Genomic DNA, 19,789 nt, shown 5'->3' on the forward strand with positions numbered 1-19,789 from the left:
ATGAGCGAGTCGACGGGACTGCGGGCCCGCAAGAAGGAGCGAACGCGCGACGCCATCGGCGACGCGGCCGTCTCGCTGTTCCTGGAGCGCGGCTTCGACCGCGTCTCGGTCAACGACATCGCCGCGGCGGCCGAGGTCTCCAAGCCGACCCTCTTCCGGTACTTCCCCACCAAGGAAGACCTGGTTCTCCACCGGTTTGCGGACCACCAGGGCGAGGCGGCACGCGTCGTACGTGACCGCAGGTCCGGCATCAAGCCGGTGACGGCGCTGCACCGGCACTTCCGGGCCGGCCTCGATCGGCACGACCCCGTCACCGGCCTCAACGATCATCCCGAGGTGGTGGCGTTCCATCGGCTGGTGTTCACCACACCGAGCCTGGCGGGACGGCTCACGCGGTACCAGCTCGAGGATGAGGAGGCACTGGCGGACGCCCTCGGCGAAGGCATCCAGGCACGCTTGCGAGCCGCCCAGGTACTCGCGGTCCAACGGGTGCTCGCCCGGACCAACTGGCAGAAGATCGCCGACGGTCGAACCGCCCACGACGTCCACCCCGAGGCCGTAGCTGATGCCGACCAGGCATTCAACCAGCTGCGGTGACAGGCGACGCTCCCGGTCGAAGAAGGCTCCGCGGCCCGGTACACGCGTTGCCACGGGCCCGGTCAGGCCGCTTCCGCGGACGTTGGCGGCGACAGCCTCGTTGGAGACAGATCGCCGGCATGTCCGATCCGGTAGTCACGGAAGGTGACGAAGGCGCGGCCAGATAGCTCGCCGTCAGGTGCGCGCCGCTGAGGAATCTGAACTGGCCATTGACATCGAGATTCCTCCGGCGGACCCGCGTCGTCGTTCGTGCAGGCAGCGAGGTAGTCCGCCCAGCCGTCCTGGGCGAACCGAGCCCACCTGTGGGCGCTGGTAGCGCTGACGCCGAAGAGGTCACTGATCACGATGGAGGAAGGTCGGCCACGGCTTCGAACATGTCATGGCCTTCGGCTGTCTGATCTGGCATCGTGCGCACCGGTCTGACGCGGGTGAACCGCTTCTTCAGTCCCGGTGAAGTGTTGTGGCAGATGCAATTCATCCTGTTTTTGTACTTCCGCCACGACCGCACCGGCCGATACGGCTCGTCCAGCCGCTTGAAGCACAGCCCCTCCAACCCGGCCGCCGTCCACGCCACCCACCCTCTCGCCACAGCCGGGTCGGTGGTCGACGGACACACCGTCAGCGGCGCCTCCAGCCCCTGGTCCGCGAACAGCTCCTCCAGCGCTGCACGCCGCCGCTCATACGACCAGCCGGTCAGGTCCGCGCCCGCATGGACCAGGTCGAAGACCAGGTAGTGCGCCGGCCACTGGCGCGCCGCCTCGGCCGCACCGGCCCCACGCCGGACGAGCCGCTGCTGAAGCCGCTCGAACGCCAACCGGTCCCGCTCCCACACCACCACTTCACCATCCAGCCGGGTGTCCGCCGGCAGTTGCGCGAGGGCCGCCGCCCGGATCTCAGGGGACGACGCCGTCATGTTCGTCCCCTGCCGGGAGCGCAAGAGCACCCGCCCGCCCGCGTACACGGCGAGCTGGGCGCGGTAGCCGTCCTTCTCCAGACTTTGACGTGTCTCATGAGACATGTGGTGGCCGTCGCTGACTCGCCTTGCATATGGACCGGCCCACAAGGAGGATCGGACCGGATTTTGGCGGTAACGAGCTGAGGGCTGCGCGGTGCAGGCGTCCGTGCGTTCGTCCAACGGTGGTTTCGCCGGAAGGGACCGCGCGGGTGCCGTACCGTCCCGTGAAGCCGTGGCCAGTTGTTAGTGCTGGTGCTCTCGCGTTTGGCCGTCAGGATGGCTGGACTTCGTCGAAGAGGGCGAGGGCTTCGGCGGGCTCCGGGCTCACGAGGCGTTCCAGGCCGGCCATCGTGATCTTCGCCCACCTGCCGGCCCGTGCCCACATCTGTTCCTCGAAGGCGCGGACGGCCTCGTCCAGATCTCCAGGGCCCGTGGCGATGGACTCGGCGAGTTCGGCGCCTTCCAGCATCGCGAGGTTCGCGCCCGCCCCCAATGGGGGCATCAGATGGGCGGCGTCGCCCAGTAGCGTCACCCCGAAAACGTGGGTCCAGGTGTGGGACACGGGCAGGACGTAGAGAGGGCGGTGGACGAAAGCGGTGCCGTGGCGGAGGAGGTCGAGGACGGGAGCGGCCCAGCCGTCGAACAGAGCCAGCAGGCTCGATCGCACGGCCTCGGCGTCGGCCAGGTCCAGGTTCGTGTGCCAGTCCAGCGGCGCGCGGAACTGTGCGTACACCTTGACGTGGCCGCCGCTGTTGCGCTGGGCGACGAGGGCTCGGTTCACGCCGTACACAGCCACGGAACCGTCGCCGATCAGCCGGGCGAGGTCAGGGTGGCGGGTGTCGACGTCGTCGAGGGAGGTCTCGACCAGGGTGACGCCGGTGTAGTGCGGCGTCACCGAGGAGACTGCCGGGCGGATCCGGGACCAGGCGCCGTCCGCGCCGACCACGAGGTCGAACGTCTCCTGCCGCCCGTCCGCGAAATGGACCAGTACGCCATCCCGGGTCCCCGGCACCACCTGCGTCACGCCCCGACCCCACTGGACGTCGAGAGGGCCGAGCAGCAGGTCACGAAGTTGCCCGCGGTCGATCTCGGGATTGGCCCGGTCATCCGGACGGGGTCGCCAGTCGCGCAGGACGGTCCCGTCCGCGTCCAGGATGCGCATGGCCTGCCCCTCGGAGCGAGACAGCGCCTGGAACTCCGCCAGCAGCCCCGCCTTGTCCAGCGCGAGCTGGCCCAGCCCTTCGTGCAGGTCCAGCGTGCCGCCCGGGGGGCGGGCGTCGGGGGCGAGATCGCGTTCGAGGACGGCGACGGGGTGGCCATGGCGGTGCAGGACACGGGCGAAGGTAAGGCCGGCAGGGCCGCTCCCGACCACGGCGATACGATGTCTCATATCGATACACTGTATTTCCCCATTACGCTGCATCGCAATTACGCTGCATCGCAACAGAACGGTGTGACCATGACTGTGTGGGACCGGCCGGAGCCGCCGACTCGTCCCGTGCCGCTCGACCGCGAGCGGATCGTCGCCGCCGCCATCGCGCTGGCCGACGAGGGCGGGCTGGAGGCGGTGTCGTTGCGCAAGGTCGCCGCCCGGCTGAACGCCGGCCCGATGCGGCTGTACGGATACATCTCCACCAAGCAGGAGCTGCTCGACCTCATGGTCGACGAGGTCCAGGCCGAGATTCTCCCCGAGGAGCAGCCCGGTGACTGGCGGGAGGCGCTGCGTATCCTCGCCCACCGCACCAGGCAGGCCGCCCTCCGTCACGAATGGCTGGCCGACCTGCTCGGCGGCCGCCCGGCCCTGGGCCCGAACGGCCTCGCCGTGACCGAGGCCAAGCTGGCCGCCCTCGACGGCCTCGCCGACATCGACACCGTCATGCGCGCCGTGGAGACTGTCAGCGCCTACTTCACCGGCGCGATCAGGCGCGAGATCGCGAACCTGCGGGCCGAGCGCGCCACGGGACTGTCCAAGCGCGACTGGCAGCGCGCCTCCGGCCCGCATGTGACGAGAATGCTGGCCACGGGCCGCTTCCCGGCGCTGGCCAAGGCCGTGTACGACGGCACGGACGTGGACGCCGAGGCATCCTTCGCGACCGGCCTGGACTGGGTCCTCGATGCCGTGGCCGCCAAACTCACCCGGCCGCCGGCGTGACGCTCAGCCCCTGCCGAATGCGAGCGAGGTCGGGGTCGGTGCCCACGGGCCGTGCGGGCTTGCGCCGCCACCACTTCATCACGCTGGTGCCGGCGCCGGAAGCGTCCGCTTCTTGAGCCGGGTCGTGGAGGGGCCGCAAGCCGGTGCCTTTAGAGGTCGGGGTCGGTCCGGTCACCGTTGTAAGTCGCCACGTGCGCAGCGGGATCTCGTCGCCCGGCGTCGGCCCCCGTTCCGCACAGGTGCTGGTCCGGCGCTTGCGACGGGCTACGGGCCGAGTGCCGGCCGGGGTGCGGTTCACTTCGAGGCTGCGGCGGTGCGCCAGCGGCCGGGTGGGATGCCGTGGTGGCGTTTGAAGGCGGCGGCGAAGGAGAACTCGGACGCGTATCCCAGGGAGCGCGCGACCGCGGCCAGGCCGGCGTCGCCGTCGCGCAACTGCTCGCGCGCCAGGGCCATTCGCCAGTCGCTGACGTAGGTCAGCGGGGCCACGCCGAGCAGCGTGGTGAACCGGCGCGCGAACGTCGCACGCGACACCGACGCTTCGTCGGCCAAGTCGGCGACCGTCCAGGCGCGGTCCGGGCTCGCGTGGACGGCGCGCAGCGCGGCCCCGACCGCCGGGTCGTCCATTGCGCGGAACCAGGCGGGCGCGGCCGTCACATCGGCGGCGAGCTGTTCCCGCAACGCCTGCACCAGGATCACGTCGAGCAGGCTGTCCAGCAGGGCCTGCTGCCCCGGAGCTTCGCGGGGCAGCTCGCCGGCGAACAGGTCGAGGCTCGCGCGTAGGCTCGACCCGGCGCGCGAGCGAACCACGGTCAGGTCCGGCAGCCCGGCGAGCAGCCCCGCGCACAGATCCCCCTCGAACGTGTACGCCCCGCAGAAGAACGTGGTCGGATCGCCGGCCGCGCTGCCGAAGACCATCCGCCGCGCGCCGCCCGGCGGGCCGGAGGAGGGATGGCCGACGAACGGGATCACGTCGGCGCCCGGCGCATGAGCCATGAACTGCTCGGACGGCCCGCGGACCAGGATGATGTCGCCGGGCAGCACGCGGCGGGACCGGCTGGCGTCGTCGGTCCACACGAACGCCTCGCCGCCGAGGATGCCGTGGATCGCCAGTTTGGCGCCAGCCGGGAAGCGCACCCCCCACTCGCCGCGAGCCGTCGAGTGCGAGAACGCGGCGCCGCGCGCACGTGAGCGCTGCAGTAGATCGGTCAGTACGTCCATGCCCTGAGACGCTCGCATATTTCTTCGCGCGAATCCAGCATGGATCAGACCTCTGCGGGCTGGTCTTCTACTGGGGAAGGACAAGAGGCATTCGAAGGGAGGGGCGACATGCCCCAGGCTGTGCAGTTCGACGAGTACGGCGACATCGACGTGCTGGAGGTCCGGGACGTGCCCCGGCCGCAGCCCGCTGCCGACGAGGTGCTGGTGCGCGTGCGGGCCGCCGGGATCAACCCCGGCGAGAACGCGATCCGGTCCGGCGCTCTGCATGACCGATGGCCCGCGACGTTCCCGTCCGGTCAGGGCAGCGACCTCGCCGGCGTGGTGGAGGAGACCGGCTCCGCGGTGCACAACTGGTCGGTCGGTGACGAAGTGATCGGCTGGGTGGACACCCGCGCCAGTCACGCCGAGCTGGTCGCCGTCCCGTCCGGCAACCTCGTGCCGCGCGATCCCGCCGTGCCGTGGCAGGTCGGCGGCTCGCTGTTCGTCGCCGGAACCACGGCGTACTCGAACGTACGCGCCGTCGGGGCCGGTGCGGGCGACACGGTCGTCGTCTCCGGCGCCGCCGGCGGGGTGGGCTCGCTGACGGTGCAGTTGCTGCGCCGCTCCGGGGCCACCGTCATCGGGCTGGCCAGCGAGACCCACCACGCCTGGCTGCGCGAGCGCGGCGTGATCCCGGTGACCTACGGCGACGGCGTGCTCGAAGGGATCCGTACGGCCGCGCCCGATGGTGTCGACGCGTTCGTCGACACCTTCGGCGACGGGTACGTCGACCTGGCCCTCGAACTCGGCGTCGCCAAAGACAGGATCAACACGATCATCGACTTCGCCGGTGCGTCCCGGACCGGCGTCAAGAGCGAGGGCATGAGCGGCTCCGCGAACGCCGTTGTGCTGGCCGAGCTCGTCAAGCTGGTCACGACCGGCGACCTTGAAGTCCCGATCGCCGGCAGCTACCCGCTCTCCGAGGTCCACGCCGCATACCGCGATCTGATGCGCCGGCACACACGCGGCAAGATCGTGCTCGTGCCGTAGAGCACCATTCCTGAGCAACAGCCCGCGCCGACCGGCGGACGACACCGCCGGTCGGCACGGCACTCCGTATGGCCACGCGATGCCGCCGAGACTGTGCGCAGGCTCTAGCGCGAGGTACTGACGACACAGGGGGCACCTCTCCTGCGCAGGATAAGGACTCTGCTCACCGCAACCACCGCCGTCGGGCTTCTCACCGCCGGCCTCGCCCTGGGGGCGCCCGCGGCGTACGCGAGCGGCCCGGGCAGCTGCGCCGCCGGCGACGGATCCACGGGCAAAGGCGGCGACGGCTGCCTGCACTACCACCCGGACCAGGTGGGTGGTTACTACGGTTACCCCTACAAGGTCAACTGACCGGCCGGCACGGCCCGCACACCACATCCGTGGACGCAACCGCAGGCGGCCCCGGCGAGAGACTCGCGCGTTGCTCGCTGAGACTCCCCACTTCGTTGAACGCTGGAGCGAGTGGGGCGACGAGTACCCCTGGTCGTTTTGAGGGCTCTGTCCGCAGTTCCGTGAATTTCCAGGTCAGCGGCGAGAACGAGACATCGTTTCGGCAGGGTGTTTCCTGCCGTGGCGAGTAGGACGGTCGAGGATGTGCTGATCCTCCCGGGATCGATGTGCGAGTGGAGCGCGTCAGCGACACCTCCGGCGCCCTACTGGTGGAGGCGGTGTCCACCGCTTGTCCGGGCCGGTGCTCGGACTGCCGGAAGCGGGCGATACACGTGCACAGCACCTACCAAAGCAGCCTGGACGAAAGGCCGTTGGGATCCCGTCGGCATCGGGCTGACGGGCTGGCTGCGGTCGATCGCGGTGGAGCTGGGCGGCCGTCCGGCCGCGCGGCTGCGCCGACGCCTGAGGCTGACCGTGGGCCGGACCCGGTTGCTGAGGCTGAAGGCCCCGACGGTGCCGGACCGGGCTCCACGAGTGCTGGGGGCGGACGAGTTCGCCTTCCGCAAGGGCTGCACCTACGGCACCGTGCTGGTCGACGTCGAGGCTGGCCGCGTCGTGGGCGTACTGCCCGACCGCACCTCGAAGACGTTCGCGGCCTGGCCGGCCGAGCATCCCGGAGCCGAGATCATCTGCCGGGACCGGGCCACCGCCCACACCAAGGCCGCCAGGGAAGCCGCCCCTCACCCCCTGGAAGTGGCCGACCGCTGGCACCGGGCAGCCGCCAGGTCGTCCGCAAACACCTCCCCGCCCTCCGCGCAGGCACCGCCGAATCGGTCCGGGCCGACGTCCCGAGCCCCCGTAAGATCACCTCCTGGATCATGAGGCCCCGTGAGACGCGAACCGAGAGCCAGGACGAGCGGCTGCTTCAGGTTCGGCTCGCTTGCCCGGACATCGCCCGGGCCTGCGACCTGGCCCGGGCCTTCGCCGATCTGGTCCGTCACCAGCGGGGATACCTGCTGCTGGACAGGATCCGGCAGGCCGAGCAGGACGCGCCGAAGCCGATGCAGGGCTTCGCCGGCTTCCTTCGCCAGGACCTCGACGCCGTCACCGCCGGCCTTACTCTCCGCGGAGTTCCAGTGTCGTTGAGGGTCACGTAAACCGGGTGAAAACTCTCAAGAGGCCATGTAAGGTCGGGCTTCGTTCGAACTCCTCCGGACCCGCATCCTCACCCAGCCATGCCCTTCAGGCATTACGGCGGTCGTCAATTTGAATGTCCAGATCTGGCCACGCCATGGCCAGACGCTGCAACTGGCCCTCCGCCGATACGCCCACCGAACGCAACGGCACATCCGGCATGAAGCGGACGAGCGTCCCGGTGGTGCCGTCGGCCTCGACAGACTCCAGGTCGGTCACCGGAACGCCGTGTTCGTAGCGTTGGGTCCAGGCCCCATTGAGGCGGCAGTTGGTATGGACGAGCCATTCGCTGAGCGCTGCTACAACCGACATGCCGCGACGAGGATGGCCATCCGGAAGCAGTTCCGTGTCTGCGAAGTCGAAGAAGCGAAGATCCTTTGACGCCATGACTGGCTTCTTCACGATCTGGCCGTGTTCGTCCATCCGGGTATCGGTGCCCCGCCCGTCATCCGCCACGGACAAGGAGCCGTCCGGATAGAGCGTGACGAGACAGCGTCCTCCGCCCCTGCTCGATGCCTCATCGGCAGCATAGGCAAGCACCTCAAGGACAAGGTGCCACGGGCCGCCGGGCGCGAAATTCTCCGGACTCTGTCTGATATATGCCAGATGATCAAAATCGACGGTGCTTGACCAATCGTGCGTGGTGTTGACCCAGGAACCCCTCGAGACGTCCATCAGGCAAGTATCCAACCCGCTCATGACGACCTAAGCGGTTACTGCGAAGTCGAGTACTGATTCTTTGGCTGCCCAGGCCCACGACCAGAGGGCCTGCTCTTGTACCTGGCGCAGACCCACTGGCCGCCGCTTGGAGACGACGCGTGGCTGCGCGGGCTTGTCAGTGGGTTCCTCTACGGTGCCCGGTATGACGCACTGGATACACGGCCCGCTCCCGCACCACGAGGAAGCCAACGTCGTCTTCTTCCGGGGGATCTCTCTGGACGCGCTCACGCAAGGACTCCTCGGCCAGCGGCGAAAGCCACTCGCGTATGGCAAGGGCACCGATTGGGGCTTGGTGATGCACGACATGCTTAGCTGGGCGAGTGGTGACTACGGCCTTGCCGAATATGGGCAGTTGTGCCCGGCCGGCGGCGAGCTCGTCGTCTTCGTGATCGAACCATGCCTCGCCAAAGCCCATGGCCCCTCATTCCAGTACCTCCGCGATGGACGACTGATCACCGCCTTCAGCTTCGAGACTCCGTACTACCGGGGAGGCGAGGAGCCCGACCTGCTGCTGGCCGCCCTCACGGCGGCGAACCTGATCGGGCCCCAGGCGGACCTTGACAGAGACGACAACGAGGAGCGGATTGTGGAGGCAATCACGGGTTTCTTCTCTTTGCCCGAACTCGAAATGCCTTGACCGAGGGGAGCGGCCTCGGTGATGTAGTGCCATGGTTCGGGTATGAGGCAGGGCGGGAGGGGCTGCCCATGCCGAAGGTCGTGCGTGTGGAGTTGACGTCTGATCAGGAGCGCGAGGTGCTTAAGCGTCTGCGGGCACGTGATCTCACGCCGGGCATCAGACTGCATCTGGAGTGCATACGGCTGATGGGACGGGGCCTGACCGTGCCCGATGGCTGACCTGCTCGAATGCAACGACGTCGTCGTGCGTGGTGCGGTCCACCGCTTCGCGGCCCGCGGGTTCGACGCGCTGACGGATGCCCCGCACCCGGGTCGCCCGGCCTCGGTCACACGTGAGGACCGCGAGGCACTGGCCGCCCTGCTGGACGAGTCCGCCCGGCAGGGCCGTACCTGGACTGCCGCCGTGTTGTGTGACTGGCTGGCTGCGGAACGGGGCGCGCGGGTCTCGGCGGCCTGGCTGACCGAGTTACTGCACCGGGACGGATTCCGGTGGAAACGGACCCGGGACACGCTGCGGCACAAGGCCGACCCCGTCCTCCAGCAGGCCGCGCGGGCCCAGCTGGAGGATTTGCGGCTTTACGGATGGACGCGAACCAGGGCGTGAGAGACCTGTTCTTCCTCGACGAGAGCGGTTTCGCCCCGACCATGCCCACCGGATATACCTGGTCACGGGCGGGACAGCGGGCTGTTGTGCCACGCGAGGACAAGAGAGGCCGGCGCGTGAACGTCCTGGGGGCCTTGGCTGTGGGACTGCACGCCGATCTGGTCTGGGAGAGGACCTGCGGCAAGATCGACGCGGTCATGTTGCTGGAGTTCGTGTGCACGCGGGTGGCCCGCCTGCCCGGTGGGGCCGCCGCACTGGACAAACCCCCTGTGGCCTTCACCCGCGTCCGACCGTGCACCGTCGTCCTGGACAACGCTTCCGCGCACGTGGCCCGGGTCTTCAAAGGACGCCGGGAGGAACTGGCCGCCATCGGCGTCGAACTCTTCTACCTCCCGCCTCGCAGCCCCGAGCTGAACGACATCGAGCGGGTATGGCGCTGGCGAAGTACGAGGACTACCCCGAGCGCGTCCACACGACCGCCGAAGCGGTCAGTAGCGCAGTCGATCAGGCCCTAGACCCTCAACGTGCACGCGTCAAAGGATCAGCAGTCAACTTCACCAAAACCCGCTTAGCGGACGGCTCCCTCAAGAACCGCCACTCACGAAACTGCGGACAGAAGCGCCGGTTGCGGCGGCGGCCCGCCATAGGTCAAAGCCGCGAAAGCCCCGGTCGGCGAGACGCCGCAGGCCCGGCGTCAGTGAGGTGAACAGGCGGGCACCGCGGGCGCGGGGAGTAGGCTTCCTGGCCCAGATCCCCCCGGCACCCCGCGTCTGAGCGGACAGCCCTACACGCTGCCCGAGGACGCTGTCGAGTGGATCGAGGCCCTCGCGGCTCTGCGGCGGGAGGCACTGACCAACCCGCGGGTCTACCCCTTCCGGGAGCAGGTCGGCCAGGGCCTGCGAAAGGACCGTGAAGGCGCTGCGTGCCGACGCCTCCGAGCCCACGGAGACACCGGCGCCCGGCGAGCACTGCGTTCAGGGGCCGTTGAGGACGTCGTGGGTGCCGATGCGCCGCCACACGATGTGCGGGACTCCGGGGACTATCTCCGTGCCGTACTGCCAGGTGGCCCGCCCATTCCCCGCCCAGGTCAGTTCGTAGACCCCACATGGCGCGCAGCGGACGCTTGATGCGTGACGCGGCTCGAAGTCCGCTGCCCGCACGGAGGTCGGGGATGGTGTCCCATCGAGTGGTGTAGCCCGGTTCGGACCTTTCCCCCGGATCTTGGACACTTGAGACGTGGATCTTGAGGATCTGAGAACAGACATCTCGTGGTCATGAAGCACTACCCGCCGGAGTTCAAGGCGGACGCGGTCGCGCTGTACCAGTCGCGTCCCGGAGCGACGATCAGGCAGGTCGCCGCTGATCTGGGAGTCAACCCGGAGACGCTGCGCAACGGGGTACGGGCGGCGGGGGCGAGCCGGCCCCGGGGACGCCGGGCGGAGGTGCCGGCCCAGCGGCCCACGTCGCTGGAGGCGCAGAACGCGGCCCTGCGCAAGAAGGTCCGCGAGCTGGAAGAGGAACGCGAGATCCTGCGCAAGGCAGCGAAGTATTTCGCCGGGGAGACGCGCTGGTGAACCGCTTCCAGTTCGTCGCCGACCACCAGCGCCGCTTCGGCGTGAAGCCGCTGTGCACCATCCTCGGTATCGCCCGTTCCAGCTTCTACTACTGGCGCAAGACCGCGGAGGGCAGCCACAGCCCCACAATGATGGGCGGGCCCGAGGGGCTTCGCCTCCCGAGCGGGGTAGGGGCATCACCGCGCCGCCGACAAAGCTCCCTGACCGGCCCTATGCCGTCAGGGAGTCGCACCGTATGGCGCGTCCGGCCACCAGCGGGAGCACCGGACCGGACGTGCCAGGCGCCCAGTCAAGACGGTGTCCTGCCCAGTGGTGTAGCAGCGATCATGATGAACGTGCGGCTCGCGGGCCGGATTCGAGTGGCTGCCCATTGCGCTGACCTGACGCCACGTCAGTGCATCCCGCCAGCGGCGCTGCGGCGTCAGCGTTGACGTGATCTACACCGAGGCCAGGCCCAGGAGCTCCGCGACGACGGTCGCGACGGCCGTTCTCACCCGACGGATAGTCGGCAGCGCCGAGGCGGGCTGATTGAGGCGTGACCTGCGGCTTCGCCTTGATCGCCGCTACACCACATGGCGGGAGACCATCCGGCCTGACCGGGAGGCCTCCGGGAGATAGTCCGGTTTCAGGCCGCCGTTCTCCGCTCGCCACCGATAGCCCGTTTTACATCCGGTACCGAGTTGGCTACACGCCTCGACGCTGCCCACCCCGGCTGCCAGGAGGCGCCAGTACTCAGCCTCGAGCTCCAGCCTGCGCATGCGTCCCCGCCTAGACGATCAATTCCAAGGGGGTGTCTTGTGCCTGTGCATCACAGTTGGCTAGGGAGTGCTCCATTTGACCAGGCTGAGTGCGCGGTCGCTGTCAAGGTGTTCAGGGGAGCCGGGTGATCCCGGCTGTGGTGCGCTCAGCTGACGGCAGAGAGTTGGCGGGCGAAGCGGCGGACGGCATCGGTGAAGGCATCTGGGTCGTCGAAGTTCGCTAGTGCCGTGACCGGATAGGTTCACCGAGGTCTCGTGGCCTGCGGGTGCGCGAGTCCCGCTGCTCCCCAGTTTCGGCTGGTCGCAGGGCGAAACGACCTCGTTTGCATGGCTGTAATCAACTTGCTGACCACGTTGGTGGGCGGGCAGGGTCTGGATCATGCTTGAACTACGCACCCTGGAATCAGACGACTGGCCCCTTTGGCGGGAGTTGCGACTGGCCGCGCTTGCTGAGGCGCCCTACGCGTTCGGATCGACGCTGGCCCAGTGGCAGGGCTCCGGAGACCGAGAGGAACGCTGGCGTGCCCGTCTGTCGATTCCTGGCGCGCATGATCTCGTCGCGCTTCTGGACGGCCTCCCGGTGGGCATGGCCAGCGGAGTGCCGGGCGAGGGAGCAGGAAATGTGGAGTTGATCTCGATGTGGGTCAACCCCACGGCTCGGGGCAAGGGCGTGGGTGACTGCCTGATCCAGGCGGTCGAGCGGTGGGCGGCGGAGCGCGGTGCCACGACGCTGCGGTTGTCCGTTATGCCGGACAACCGCAAGGCGACCGCGCTCTATGAGCGGCACGGTTTCACGGACACGGGTGAGCCCGGTGATCTTCTGCCCGATGGCGTGGGCAGGGAGCGGGTCATGGCGAAGAGCCTGGCCGCTGTCTGATCTCCACATCCGGGCACGGCGGGATCCCCCACGTGCTCAGGCTGCGGTGGCGAGGGGGCGTCCGCCCCAGCGGATGCCCTTCTCGCTGCGGATGTGGGCGCGTTCCTTGCGTCGTGCGGCGAGTACGTCGGGGTGGCGGGTATTGGCGTTGCGCCAGCGCAGGTAGCGGTGCAGGGCCTGGGTCTGCGCGGGATGGCTGCGGTGGTGGGAGTTGGCCAGGGCGAACTGCCGCAGCGGGCCGAAGTGGGCTTCGATCGGGTTGGCCCAGGATGCGTAGGTCGGGGTGAAGCACAGCTCGGCCTTGTTCTTCTTCGCCCAGCGGCGGATGTCCGCTCCGGTGTGGGCGGAGAGGTTGTCCAGAATGATGTAGATCGGGGCGCCGTCGGGCCGGGCGGCGCGGATCGACTTCAGCGCGGACAGCGTGTTGGCGGTGCCTTTGCGGCGCCGGTTGACGCCCCACAGCCGGTCGTCGCCGACGGAGTAGCAGCCGTGGAAGTAGGTGACGCCGTGGGTGCGGCGGTAGGTCGCCGGCAGTCGGTTGGGCTTGCCCTGCTTCGCCCAGCAGGAGCCTGCGGTGGGCCGGATCCCCAGGGGCCCGAACTCGTCGAAGGCGAAGACCCGGTCTGGGAAGTGCTCCAGCACGTGCTCGATGCGGTCGATCTTGGCGTCTCGCTCGGGGTCGGGCGACTCCTTCCATGTCTTTGGTGCGCTGGAAGGTGATGCCGCGGCGCCGGAGCAGGCACCGTAAGGCGTCACGGCCGATACGGATGATGCGTCCGTGCACACGGCGCAGGTAGGCGGCGAGTTTGCGGATCGACCAGCGGGTGAAGGGCTGGCCGAGCTTGGTGGGGCGGGTGGTGGCCGTCTGGATGACGAAGTCCTCGTCGTCAGGGGTGAGCAGGCGGGGACGGCCTCCCGCCCATTGAGGGTCCAGACAGGCCAGGCCGATCTCGTTGAACCGGTGGATCACGTCCCGCACTGTGTCCTCGTCGGCCTGGACCAGCTGGGCGATCACCGGGACACGGTTCCCGCCGGCGGACGCGAGCAGCATCATCGCCCGCCGATAGCGCACCGAACTCGTACTTCCCCGGCGCACGATCTGCTGCAGCTTCGGCCCCTCCTGGTCGGTCAGTCTGCGTACCCGCACAGGCTCAGCCACCACACCTCCAGCGGTCGGACCGGACGTCACCGCCCATCCAACCGCTCCAACCGCCAACCCGGCGAACCTTCCCGGTCAGAGCACTAGACGATCAATTCCAAGGGGGTGTCTTGTGCCTGTGCATCACAGTTGGCTAGGGAGTGCTCCATTTGACCAGGCTGAGTGCGCGGTCGCTGTCAAGGTGTTCAGGGGAGCCGGGTGATCCCGGCTGTGGTGCGCTCAGCTGACGGCAGAGAGCTGGCGGGCGAAGCGGCGGACGGCATCGGTGAAGGCATCTGGGTCGTCGAAGTTCGCGAGGTGTCGCGCCCGCGGGATCAATTCGACGCGAGCGTGCGGATGCGCGCGGGCGAAGTCCGCCTCCCCGGCCCGGAAGACGGCGTCCTTCTCGCCGTTCAGGATGAGGACCGGAGCCTTCACATAACGCATCGCACCCGCGTCGAAGCGTCCGAGTACCTCGTCCCAGGCTGCTGGCAGGGTGTGGAAGGCGTAGCCGGACCGGATGGTCGCCTCCACCACTTCCCGTGGGTAGAGCCGCCGCAGCAACCGGTCGTTCCACCGGGCCAGGCGATCCGCAGGCATACGAGGGACCAGCCTGGCGACCCACCGATAGGGCGCTGCCCAGAGGCCGCGGGTGGAGGCGCTGGCTCCCGCGAGGATCAGCCCGCGTAGTTGTTCCGGACAGCGCCGCGCGAACTCCAGCGAGGCATATCCGCCGAGTGAGTGCCCGACGACCAGAGCCGGCCCTCGGTCGAGCGAGTCCACCGCGGAAGCGATGATTTCCGTCGCAGCGCTCAGGCTCCAGCGCTGAGCCGAGCGCTTCCCGTGGCCGGGCAGGTCGACGGCGACCACCGGGAATTCGTCCCGGAGTGCGGCAAGCTGCATGCTCCACTGTCCCGCGCTGAAGCGCGTCCCGTGAACGAAGACTATGGGCACTGCATCCGCTGCCGTCATCAGTCCCCCCAGGTGGCACCGTCCTCAAGCCGACTCTACCGGCGGGATCCCTTTCGCGATCAAGGGAGATGCCAGAAGGTACTCAAACTGCCAACTGCGTGGCGCTCAGTCACAAGTCTGCGGAGACGAGAACGAGGGCGTCCAAGATCGTGGTGTGACGAACAACCTGGACACCCTCGCGACGGCACTCCATGCGACAACAGACGATCTGCTGAAGGAGCGCGCGGACTTGGCGGCGTGGCGGCCGACCGTGGGAATCGCGCCGCAGCTTACCGACGCCGAGCTGGTCACCCTAGCAATGATGCAGGCCATACTCCGTTTCACCTCCGAGGCCAGGTGGCTCCGACATGCCCGGGCCCAACTGCGGCACCTCTTCCCGTACCTGCCGCAGCAACCCGGCTACAACAAGCGGCTACGCAAGGCGGCCGACCTGCTCCGCCGTATCACCCGGATCCTGGCCACCAACACCTCGATGTGGAGCGACGACGTGTGGATAATGGACTCCACACCCGTGGAATGCGGCCGCTCCCGCGAAACCGTCAAACGCTCCGACCTGGCCGGATGGGCCCAGTACGGGTACTGCGCCAGCCACAGCCGCTTCTTCTGGGGCCTGCGGCTGCACCTGGTGTGCACCCTGCAGGGCCTGCCGATCGCCTACGCCCTGACCGGGGCCAAGGCCGACGAGCGCGAGACCCTGCTGGACCTGCTCGCGGCCGAACCACACTCGTCGCCGCCCGGCCCTGCCAGACCCTGATCGGCGACAAGAATCACTTCGGCCGTGACTTCGAACAAGAACTCGCCCAGCAGGGAATCCAGTTGCTACGACCGACCCAAGGGCGAACGGCAGCGGCCCGGCGGATCCCTGTTCAAGCCATTGCGGCAGGTCAACGAGACCTTCAAGGGACAGCTCGACCTCGAACAGCACCGAGGACGCACACCCCGCGGTGTCATCGCCCGCGTCATGCAGCGCATACTCGCGCTGACCGCCGTGATCTGGCACAACGATCACACCGGACAAGACACCCTCCGTTCGCTGACTTCGTATGATCACTGACCCCTTGGAATTGATCATCTAGCCATCAACACTCCACAATGATCAAGGAATGTTGCGACAAGCCTTAGAAACCCAAGCGTCGCTACTAATCCACTCTTCAGCCGTCGCCGAAAGAGGAATCCGGTGAACAGACGCCGACGGTGGATCTGGCCATCCATGGGAGGCCAGGTCAGCGACCACCTCCTGCGGCACCTCCAGCCGTTTCTTCACATAAGGGCTGGCCAAGGTGCTGCACGCACTTGGCGATCCGGTGCGGCTGCGGCTGCTGAAGGTCTACTCGACCGGCCGCCAGGCCGGCTGTGCGCCCGACGCGCTCGGCATTCCGTATCTGCAGAAGCCGACCATCTCGCACCATCTGAAGATCATGCGTGAGGTCGGGCTCGTCTCGATCCGGGCCGCAGGCCGCAACCGCTACGTAGAGCTGCGCCGCGACGACCTGGACACTAGATTTCCCGGTCTCCTGGATACCGTGCTCAAGTCGCTGCCCTACCAGGCGGTGTCCGACAAATGATCAACGGGAGAGGGAGTCGTCGGTGGCCTCTTTCCTGAAACCCCTCAAGCAGCAACCGCGTTGCCCCGGTGACCGTCCGGTGCCCCGCCAGGGGGTGAGGTGACACGTCGACTGTGCGTGAGCATGCGGCGGGACCGCATGCATCAAACCTTCACAACCGTAGGCACGGACGCCGGTTTGTGATTGGATGCGCGGGTTGCGGCCCGTGTGGCGCAGCCTCCCCGCGATCGTGGAGGCCGTCGTGGCACGGGGGAGGGCCTAGGGCCCTTCGGGGATGGGGACTCAGGGGGGTTTCCTTGGCGATGTCACAAGGCGATGCGGTTGTGGGTGCCACCGGACACGCACACAGACGCAGACACACCCAGCGGCGCGGCCTGGCGCTCGCCCTGACCGCCGCCGTGACCGCGTGCCTGGTCGGGCTGGGCGTCTCTCAAGCGCAGGCGAGTGAGACGACCGGCTCGGTGGACATCCTCCGGACCGGCTGGGACGGGAGTGAACCGGATCTCGGCCCGTCCGACGTGCGCTCCTCTTCCTTCGGGCAGCTCTGGAGGGCTCCCGCGCAGCTCGACGGGCAGATATACGCCCAGCCGATCGTCGTCGGCGGCACGGTGGTGGCGGTCACCGAGAACAACAGGGCCTACGGCCTCGATCGCGCCACAGGAGCCGTGCTGTGGCAGCGCAGCTTCGGGCCTGCATGGCCCGCGTCCACCCTCAACTGCGGCGACCTCGTCCCGAACGTCGGCAGCACCGCCACCCCGGTGTACGACCCCGCCGGCGGCGCGGTCTATCTGACCACCAAGGTCGACGACGGTCCCACCCACCTGAGCCCGCACTGGTACATGCACGCGCTCGACCCGGTCACGGGGGCGGAGAAGTCCGGCTTCCCCGTGACGATCCAGGGCACCCCGTCCAACGACCCCACCCAGTCCTTCCTGCCCGCGTACCAGATGCAGCGTCCTGGCCTGCTGCTGCTCGACGGGGTGGTGTACGCGGCGTTCGGCGGACACTGCGACGCCGAGCCCTATCGCGGCTACGTGGTCGGCGTCAGCACCACCAACCCCTCGGTGACCTCGATGTGGGCGACGGAGACCGGTGCCAGCAACAGCGGGGCCGGCATCTGGCAGTCCGGCGGGGGACTCGTCTCGGACGGTCCCGGCCGGATCTTCCTCACCACCGGCAACGGCGTCAGCCCGGCGCCCGGCCCCGGCAGCGCGCCGCCCGGCACGCTCGCGGAGTCCGTGGTCCGGCTGCAGGCGCAGGCCGACCGGAGTCTCAAGGCCGCCGACTTCTTCAGTCCGTCCAATGCGCCGACCCTGGACCAGCAGGACAAGGACCTGGCCTCCGGCGGGCCGGTCGGCCTGCCGAACAGCTTCGGTACCGCCTCCCACCCGCATCTGATGGTGCAGCAGGGCAAGGACGGCCGGGTCTTCCTGCTGGACCGCGACGACCTCGGCGGCAGGTCGCAGGGCACCGGCGGGACCGACGACGTGGTGGGAACCACCGGGCCGCTCAAGGGCCAGTGGGGCCACCCCGCGGTCTGGGGCGGTGACGGCGGTTATGTCTACTGCGTCGGCAACGGTGGCTCACTGGTGGCGCTGCACCGCGGCGTGACGGGCTCGGGCGACCCCGCGCTGACCGTCGCCGGATCCAGCCAGGACTCCTTCCCGTACACCAGCGGATCGCCCGTGGTGACCTCCGACGGAACGCGCTCGGGCAGCGCTCTGGTGTGGGTGGTCTGGTCGGGCGGGTCCAGCGGCGTCAACGCCCAGCTGCGCGCGTACGAGCCAGTCCCCGACGCGAACGGCGTCCTGCCGCTGGTCTGGTCCGCGCCGATCGGCACCGCGTCGAAGTTCGCCACCCCGGCCACTGACGGCGGGCAGGTTTTCGTCGGCACTCGGGAGGGGAAGGTCTACGCCTTCGGCAATCCGGTGGGCAGCCCGCTCAAGGGCAGCCCGGTCGAATTCGGGCTCGTGCCGGTGGGCGGCTCCGCGAGCACCGACGTCGTCCTGACGGAGAACCAGAGCCCGTCACATTCCCTCGGCGTCAAGGGCGTCACGGTCGACGGTCCGTTCACCGCGGACACATCGTCGCTGCCGCCGACGATCCCGGCGGGCGGGCAGCTGTCGATACCCGTCTCCTTCACACCCGCCGCGGTCCTGGGCGCGAGTGGAACGCTCACCGTGGCCACCGACGCCGGCAGTTTCGCACTGAGTCTGCACGGCGTCGGTACCAAGTCCGGTCTGGCTGCGTTCCCGGGCACGGTGTCCTTCGGCAACCAGCCGACGGGGACCACGGCCACCGCGAACGTCCAGTTGACGAACACGGGCACTGACCCGGAGACCATCACCTCCGTCACCCCGCCCGAGGGACCGTTCACGGCCGCCGACCTGCCGAGCGCCGACCCGGCGAACCCGACGGTGATCCCGGCCCAGAGCTCCATCGTCCTGCAGGTCGGGTACGCGCCCACGGTCACCGGCCAGAACTCCTCGTCGATCACACTGAGCAGCACCAGCGGTGCGCTCACCATCCCGGTCGAGGGCGACGCGATCAGCGGCGAGGGCCACCTGGTGTTCAGTCCGACGAGCCTCTCGTTCGGCGCGGTGGTCCGCGGCACGTCGAGCACGCGGAGCTTCACCATCACCAACACGGGGAACATCCCGGTCACCGTCACCAAGGCGAAGGCTCCGGCAGGTGTGTTCAGCAGCGCCGACCAACTTGCCGAGGGCTTGGTCATCGGTCCCGAGCAGAGTGTCCGCCAGACGGTCACCTTCGCCCCGACCGTGAGCGGCAGCCAGTCGGCCACGTACGAGGTCACCGGCGACGCCGGGCAGGGGGCACAACTGGAGTCGCTCACCGGCATCGGTGTGCCCCCGGCGTCGCAGCTGGGCACCGTGCTGGCACGGGACAACTCCGGCACCCTGTGGCTCTACCGCGGCACCGGTGTGCCCTCCGGGGCACTGGCCACCCGGGCCGCCATCGGAACCGGCTGGAACACCTACAACATCGTCACCAGCATCAGCGGTGAGATGGCGGACGGCACCGGAACCGTCGTCGGCCGTGACAGCAAGGGAACGCTGTGGTTCTACCAGGGCACCGGCAACCCGAAGGCACCCTTCGCACCCCGGAAACAGGTCGGCCCCGGCTGGAACATCTACAACTCCATCGTCGGCGCCCGTGACGTGACCGGGGACGGCAAGGCGGACCTCGTCGCCCGCGACAGCAAGGGTGGCCTGTGGCTGTACCGGGGCACCGGCAACGCCTCGGCGCCCTTCCTGGCCCGCATCTCCATTGGTTACGGCTGGAACATCTACAACTCCATCGTCGGCATCGCTGACCTGACCGGGGACGGCAAGGCGGACCTCGTCGCCCGCGACAGCAAGGGTGGCCTGTGGCTGTACCGGGGCACCGGC

17 protein-coding genes and 2 pseudogenes are annotated in these 19,789 nt (G+C 68.7%); 13 read left to right on the plus strand and 6 right to left on the minus strand.

Going from position 1 to position 19,789, the window contains the following annotated elements; all coding sequences use genetic code 11:
- Complete coding sequence (locus ASC56_RS32705) at positions 1 to 597, plus strand: TetR/AcrR family transcriptional regulator (protein ID WP_055495251.1); 597 nt, start codon at positions 1 to 3, stop codon at positions 595 to 597.
- A 340-nt stretch (positions 598 to 937) separates the two neighbouring features.
- On the opposite strand, the gene ASC56_RS32710 is transcribed toward ASC56_RS32705, so the two are convergent.
- Positions 938 to 1,615 carry a hypothetical protein gene (locus tag ASC56_RS32710; protein ID WP_079102855.1) on the minus strand — a complete coding sequence of 226 codons (678 nt, stop codon included), beginning with the start codon at positions 1,613 to 1,615 and terminating at the stop codon, positions 938 to 940.
- A gap of 208 nt (positions 1,616 to 1,823) precedes the next feature.
- Positions 1,824 to 2,942, minus strand: a complete 1,119-nt coding sequence (locus ASC56_RS32715; RefSeq protein WP_055495209.1) for an NAD(P)/FAD-dependent oxidoreductase — start codon at positions 2,940 to 2,942, stop codon at positions 1,824 to 1,826.
- A 69-nt stretch (positions 2,943 to 3,011) separates the two neighbouring features.
- Between ASC56_RS32715 and ASC56_RS32720 the strand changes: the two genes are divergently transcribed.
- Positions 3,012 to 3,704, plus strand: a complete 693-nt coding sequence (locus ASC56_RS32720; protein WP_055495210.1) for a TetR/AcrR family transcriptional regulator — start codon at positions 3,012 to 3,014, stop codon at positions 3,702 to 3,704.
- A gap of 294 nt (positions 3,705 to 3,998) precedes the next feature.
- On the opposite strand, the gene ASC56_RS32725 is transcribed toward ASC56_RS32720, so the two are convergent.
- Positions 3,999 to 4,922: an AraC family transcriptional regulator gene (locus ASC56_RS32725; RefSeq protein ID WP_063785035.1), complete on the minus strand. Its 924-nt coding sequence runs from the start codon at positions 4,920 to 4,922 to the stop codon at positions 3,999 to 4,001.
- A gap of 108 nt (positions 4,923 to 5,030) precedes the next feature.
- Between ASC56_RS32725 and ASC56_RS32730 the strand changes: the two genes are divergently transcribed.
- From ASC56_RS32730 to ASC56_RS32740, 3 genes are all read left to right on the plus strand, one after another.
- Positions 5,031 to 5,951 carry an NADP-dependent oxidoreductase gene (locus ASC56_RS32730; protein ID WP_055495212.1) on the plus strand — a complete coding sequence of 307 codons (921 nt, stop codon included), beginning with the start codon at positions 5,031 to 5,033 and terminating at the stop codon, positions 5,949 to 5,951.
- A gap of 615 nt (positions 5,952 to 6,566) precedes the next feature.
- Positions 6,567 to 7,223, plus strand: coding sequence for a transposase (locus ASC56_RS43295; protein ID WP_371330339.1), 657 nt, complete (start codon positions 6,567 to 6,569; stop codon positions 7,221 to 7,223).
- Entirely contained in the window at positions 7,220 to 7,498 is a 279-nt protein-coding gene (locus tag ASC56_RS32740) for a hypothetical protein (RefSeq protein WP_055495214.1), read from the plus strand. Before ASC56_RS43295 ends, ASC56_RS32740 begins: the two co-directional genes overlap by 4 nt.
- Before the next feature lie 85 nt (positions 7,499 to 7,583).
- On the opposite strand, the gene ASC56_RS32745 is transcribed toward ASC56_RS32740, so the two are convergent.
- A complete protein-coding gene (locus ASC56_RS32745) occupies positions 7,584 to 8,210 on the minus strand; it encodes an ATP-binding protein (protein WP_055495215.1) in 627 nt (208 codons plus the stop codon).
- A 187-nt stretch (positions 8,211 to 8,397) separates the two neighbouring features.
- Here ASC56_RS32745 and ASC56_RS32750 point away from each other — a divergent pair, with 187 nt between their 5' ends.
- The 5 genes from ASC56_RS32750 (at position 8,398) to ASC56_RS32770 (ending at position 12,704) form a co-directional block, all read left to right on the plus strand.
- A complete protein-coding gene (locus ASC56_RS32750) occupies positions 8,398 to 8,892 on the plus strand; it encodes a DUF6461 domain-containing protein (RefSeq protein WP_055495216.1) in 495 nt (164 codons plus the stop codon).
- Between the two features lie 210 nt (positions 8,893 to 9,102).
- Positions 9,103 to 9,495: a helix-turn-helix domain-containing protein gene (locus ASC56_RS32755; protein WP_055495217.1), complete on the plus strand. Its 393-nt coding sequence runs from the start codon at positions 9,103 to 9,105 to the stop codon at positions 9,493 to 9,495.
- Entirely contained in the window at positions 9,474 to 10,010 is a 537-nt protein-coding gene (locus tag ASC56_RS32760; RefSeq protein ID WP_055495218.1) for a transposase, read from the plus strand. Before ASC56_RS32755 ends, ASC56_RS32760 begins: the two co-directional genes overlap by 22 nt.
- Before the next feature lie 759 nt (positions 10,011 to 10,769).
- On the plus strand, positions 10,770 to 11,069 hold the full coding sequence (locus ASC56_RS32765; protein ID WP_079102863.1) for a transposase: 300 nt from the start codon (positions 10,770 to 10,772) through the stop codon (positions 11,067 to 11,069).
- 1,137 nt (positions 11,070 to 12,206) lie between these two features.
- Positions 12,207 to 12,704 carry a GNAT family N-acetyltransferase gene (locus tag ASC56_RS32770; RefSeq protein ID WP_055495220.1) on the plus strand — a complete coding sequence of 166 codons (498 nt, stop codon included), beginning with the start codon at positions 12,207 to 12,209 and terminating at the stop codon, positions 12,702 to 12,704.
- 36 nt (positions 12,705 to 12,740) lie between these two features.
- On the opposite strand, the pseudogene ASC56_RS32775 reads toward ASC56_RS32770, so the two are convergent.
- Positions 12,741 to 13,863, minus strand: a pseudogene (locus tag ASC56_RS32775) (IS630 family transposase).
- A 219-nt stretch (positions 13,864 to 14,082) separates the two neighbouring features.
- On the minus strand, positions 14,083 to 14,814 hold the full coding sequence (locus tag ASC56_RS32780) for an alpha/beta fold hydrolase (protein WP_055495221.1): 732 nt from the start codon (positions 14,812 to 14,814) through the stop codon (positions 14,083 to 14,085).
- Positions 14,815 to 14,968: 154 nt separating this feature from the next.
- Between ASC56_RS32780 and ASC56_RS32785 the strand changes: the two are divergent.
- The 3 genes and pseudogenes from ASC56_RS32785 to ASC56_RS32795 form a co-directional block, all read left to right on the plus strand.
- A pseudogene (locus tag ASC56_RS32785) lies at positions 14,969 to 15,868 on the plus strand (IS982 family transposase).
- Positions 15,869 to 16,094: 226 nt separating this feature from the next.
- Positions 16,095 to 16,379 carry a helix-turn-helix transcriptional regulator gene (locus ASC56_RS32790; RefSeq protein ID WP_234377171.1) on the plus strand — a complete coding sequence of 95 codons (285 nt, stop codon included), beginning with the start codon at positions 16,095 to 16,097 and terminating at the stop codon, positions 16,377 to 16,379.
- A 323-nt stretch (positions 16,380 to 16,702) separates the two neighbouring features.
- On the plus strand, positions 16,703 to 19,789 hold a 3,087-nt coding region (locus ASC56_RS32795), incomplete at its 3' end, for a choice-of-anchor D domain-containing protein (protein ID WP_159039756.1).

Source organism: Streptomyces sp. TP-A0356 (assembly GCF_001417775.1).
GTDB lineage: Bacteria > Actinomycetota > Actinomycetes > Streptomycetales > Streptomycetaceae > Streptomyces.

Excerpts from the sequence above, each read along its gene's own strand:
- ASC56_RS32705 (WP_055495251.1), top strand. The coding sequence starts at position 1 with ATGAGCGAGTCGACGGGACTGCGGGCCCGCAAGAAGGAGCGAACGCGC.
- ASC56_RS32710 (WP_079102855.1), bottom strand. The coding sequence starts at position 1,615 with ATGTCTCATGAGACACGTCAAAGTCTGGAGAAGGACGGCTACCGCGCC.
- ASC56_RS32715 (WP_055495209.1), bottom strand. The coding sequence starts at position 2,942 with ATGAGACATCGTATCGCCGTGGTCGGGAGCGGCCCTGCCGGCCTTACC.
- ASC56_RS32720 (WP_055495210.1), top strand. The coding sequence starts at position 3,012 with ATGACTGTGTGGGACCGGCCGGAGCCGCCGACTCGTCCCGTGCCGCTC.
- ASC56_RS32725 (WP_063785035.1), bottom strand. The coding sequence starts at position 4,922 with ATGGACGTACTGACCGATCTACTGCAGCGCTCACGTGCGCGCGGCGCC.
- ASC56_RS32730 (WP_055495212.1), top strand. The coding sequence starts at position 5,031 with ATGCCCCAGGCTGTGCAGTTCGACGAGTACGGCGACATCGACGTGCTG.
- ASC56_RS43295 (WP_371330339.1), top strand. The coding sequence starts at position 6,567 with ATGTGCGAGTGGAGCGCGTCAGCGACACCTCCGGCGCCCTACTGGTGG.
- ASC56_RS32740 (WP_055495214.1), top strand. The coding sequence starts at position 7,220 with ATGAGGCCCCGTGAGACGCGAACCGAGAGCCAGGACGAGCGGCTGCTT.
- ASC56_RS32745 (WP_055495215.1), bottom strand. The coding sequence starts at position 8,210 with ATGGACGTCTCGAGGGGTTCCTGGGTCAACACCACGCACGATTGGTCA.
- ASC56_RS32750 (WP_055495216.1), top strand. The coding sequence starts at position 8,398 with ATGACGCACTGGATACACGGCCCGCTCCCGCACCACGAGGAAGCCAAC.
- ASC56_RS32755 (WP_055495217.1), top strand. The coding sequence starts at position 9,103 with ATGGCTGACCTGCTCGAATGCAACGACGTCGTCGTGCGTGGTGCGGTC.
- ASC56_RS32760 (WP_055495218.1), top strand. The coding sequence starts at position 9,474 with ATGGACGCGAACCAGGGCGTGAGAGACCTGTTCTTCCTCGACGAGAGC.
- ASC56_RS32765 (WP_079102863.1), top strand. The coding sequence starts at position 10,770 with ATGAAGCACTACCCGCCGGAGTTCAAGGCGGACGCGGTCGCGCTGTAC.
- ASC56_RS32770 (WP_055495220.1), top strand. The coding sequence starts at position 12,207 with ATGCTTGAACTACGCACCCTGGAATCAGACGACTGGCCCCTTTGGCGG.
- ASC56_RS32780 (WP_055495221.1), bottom strand. The coding sequence starts at position 14,814 with ATGACGGCAGCGGATGCAGTGCCCATAGTCTTCGTTCACGGGACGCGC.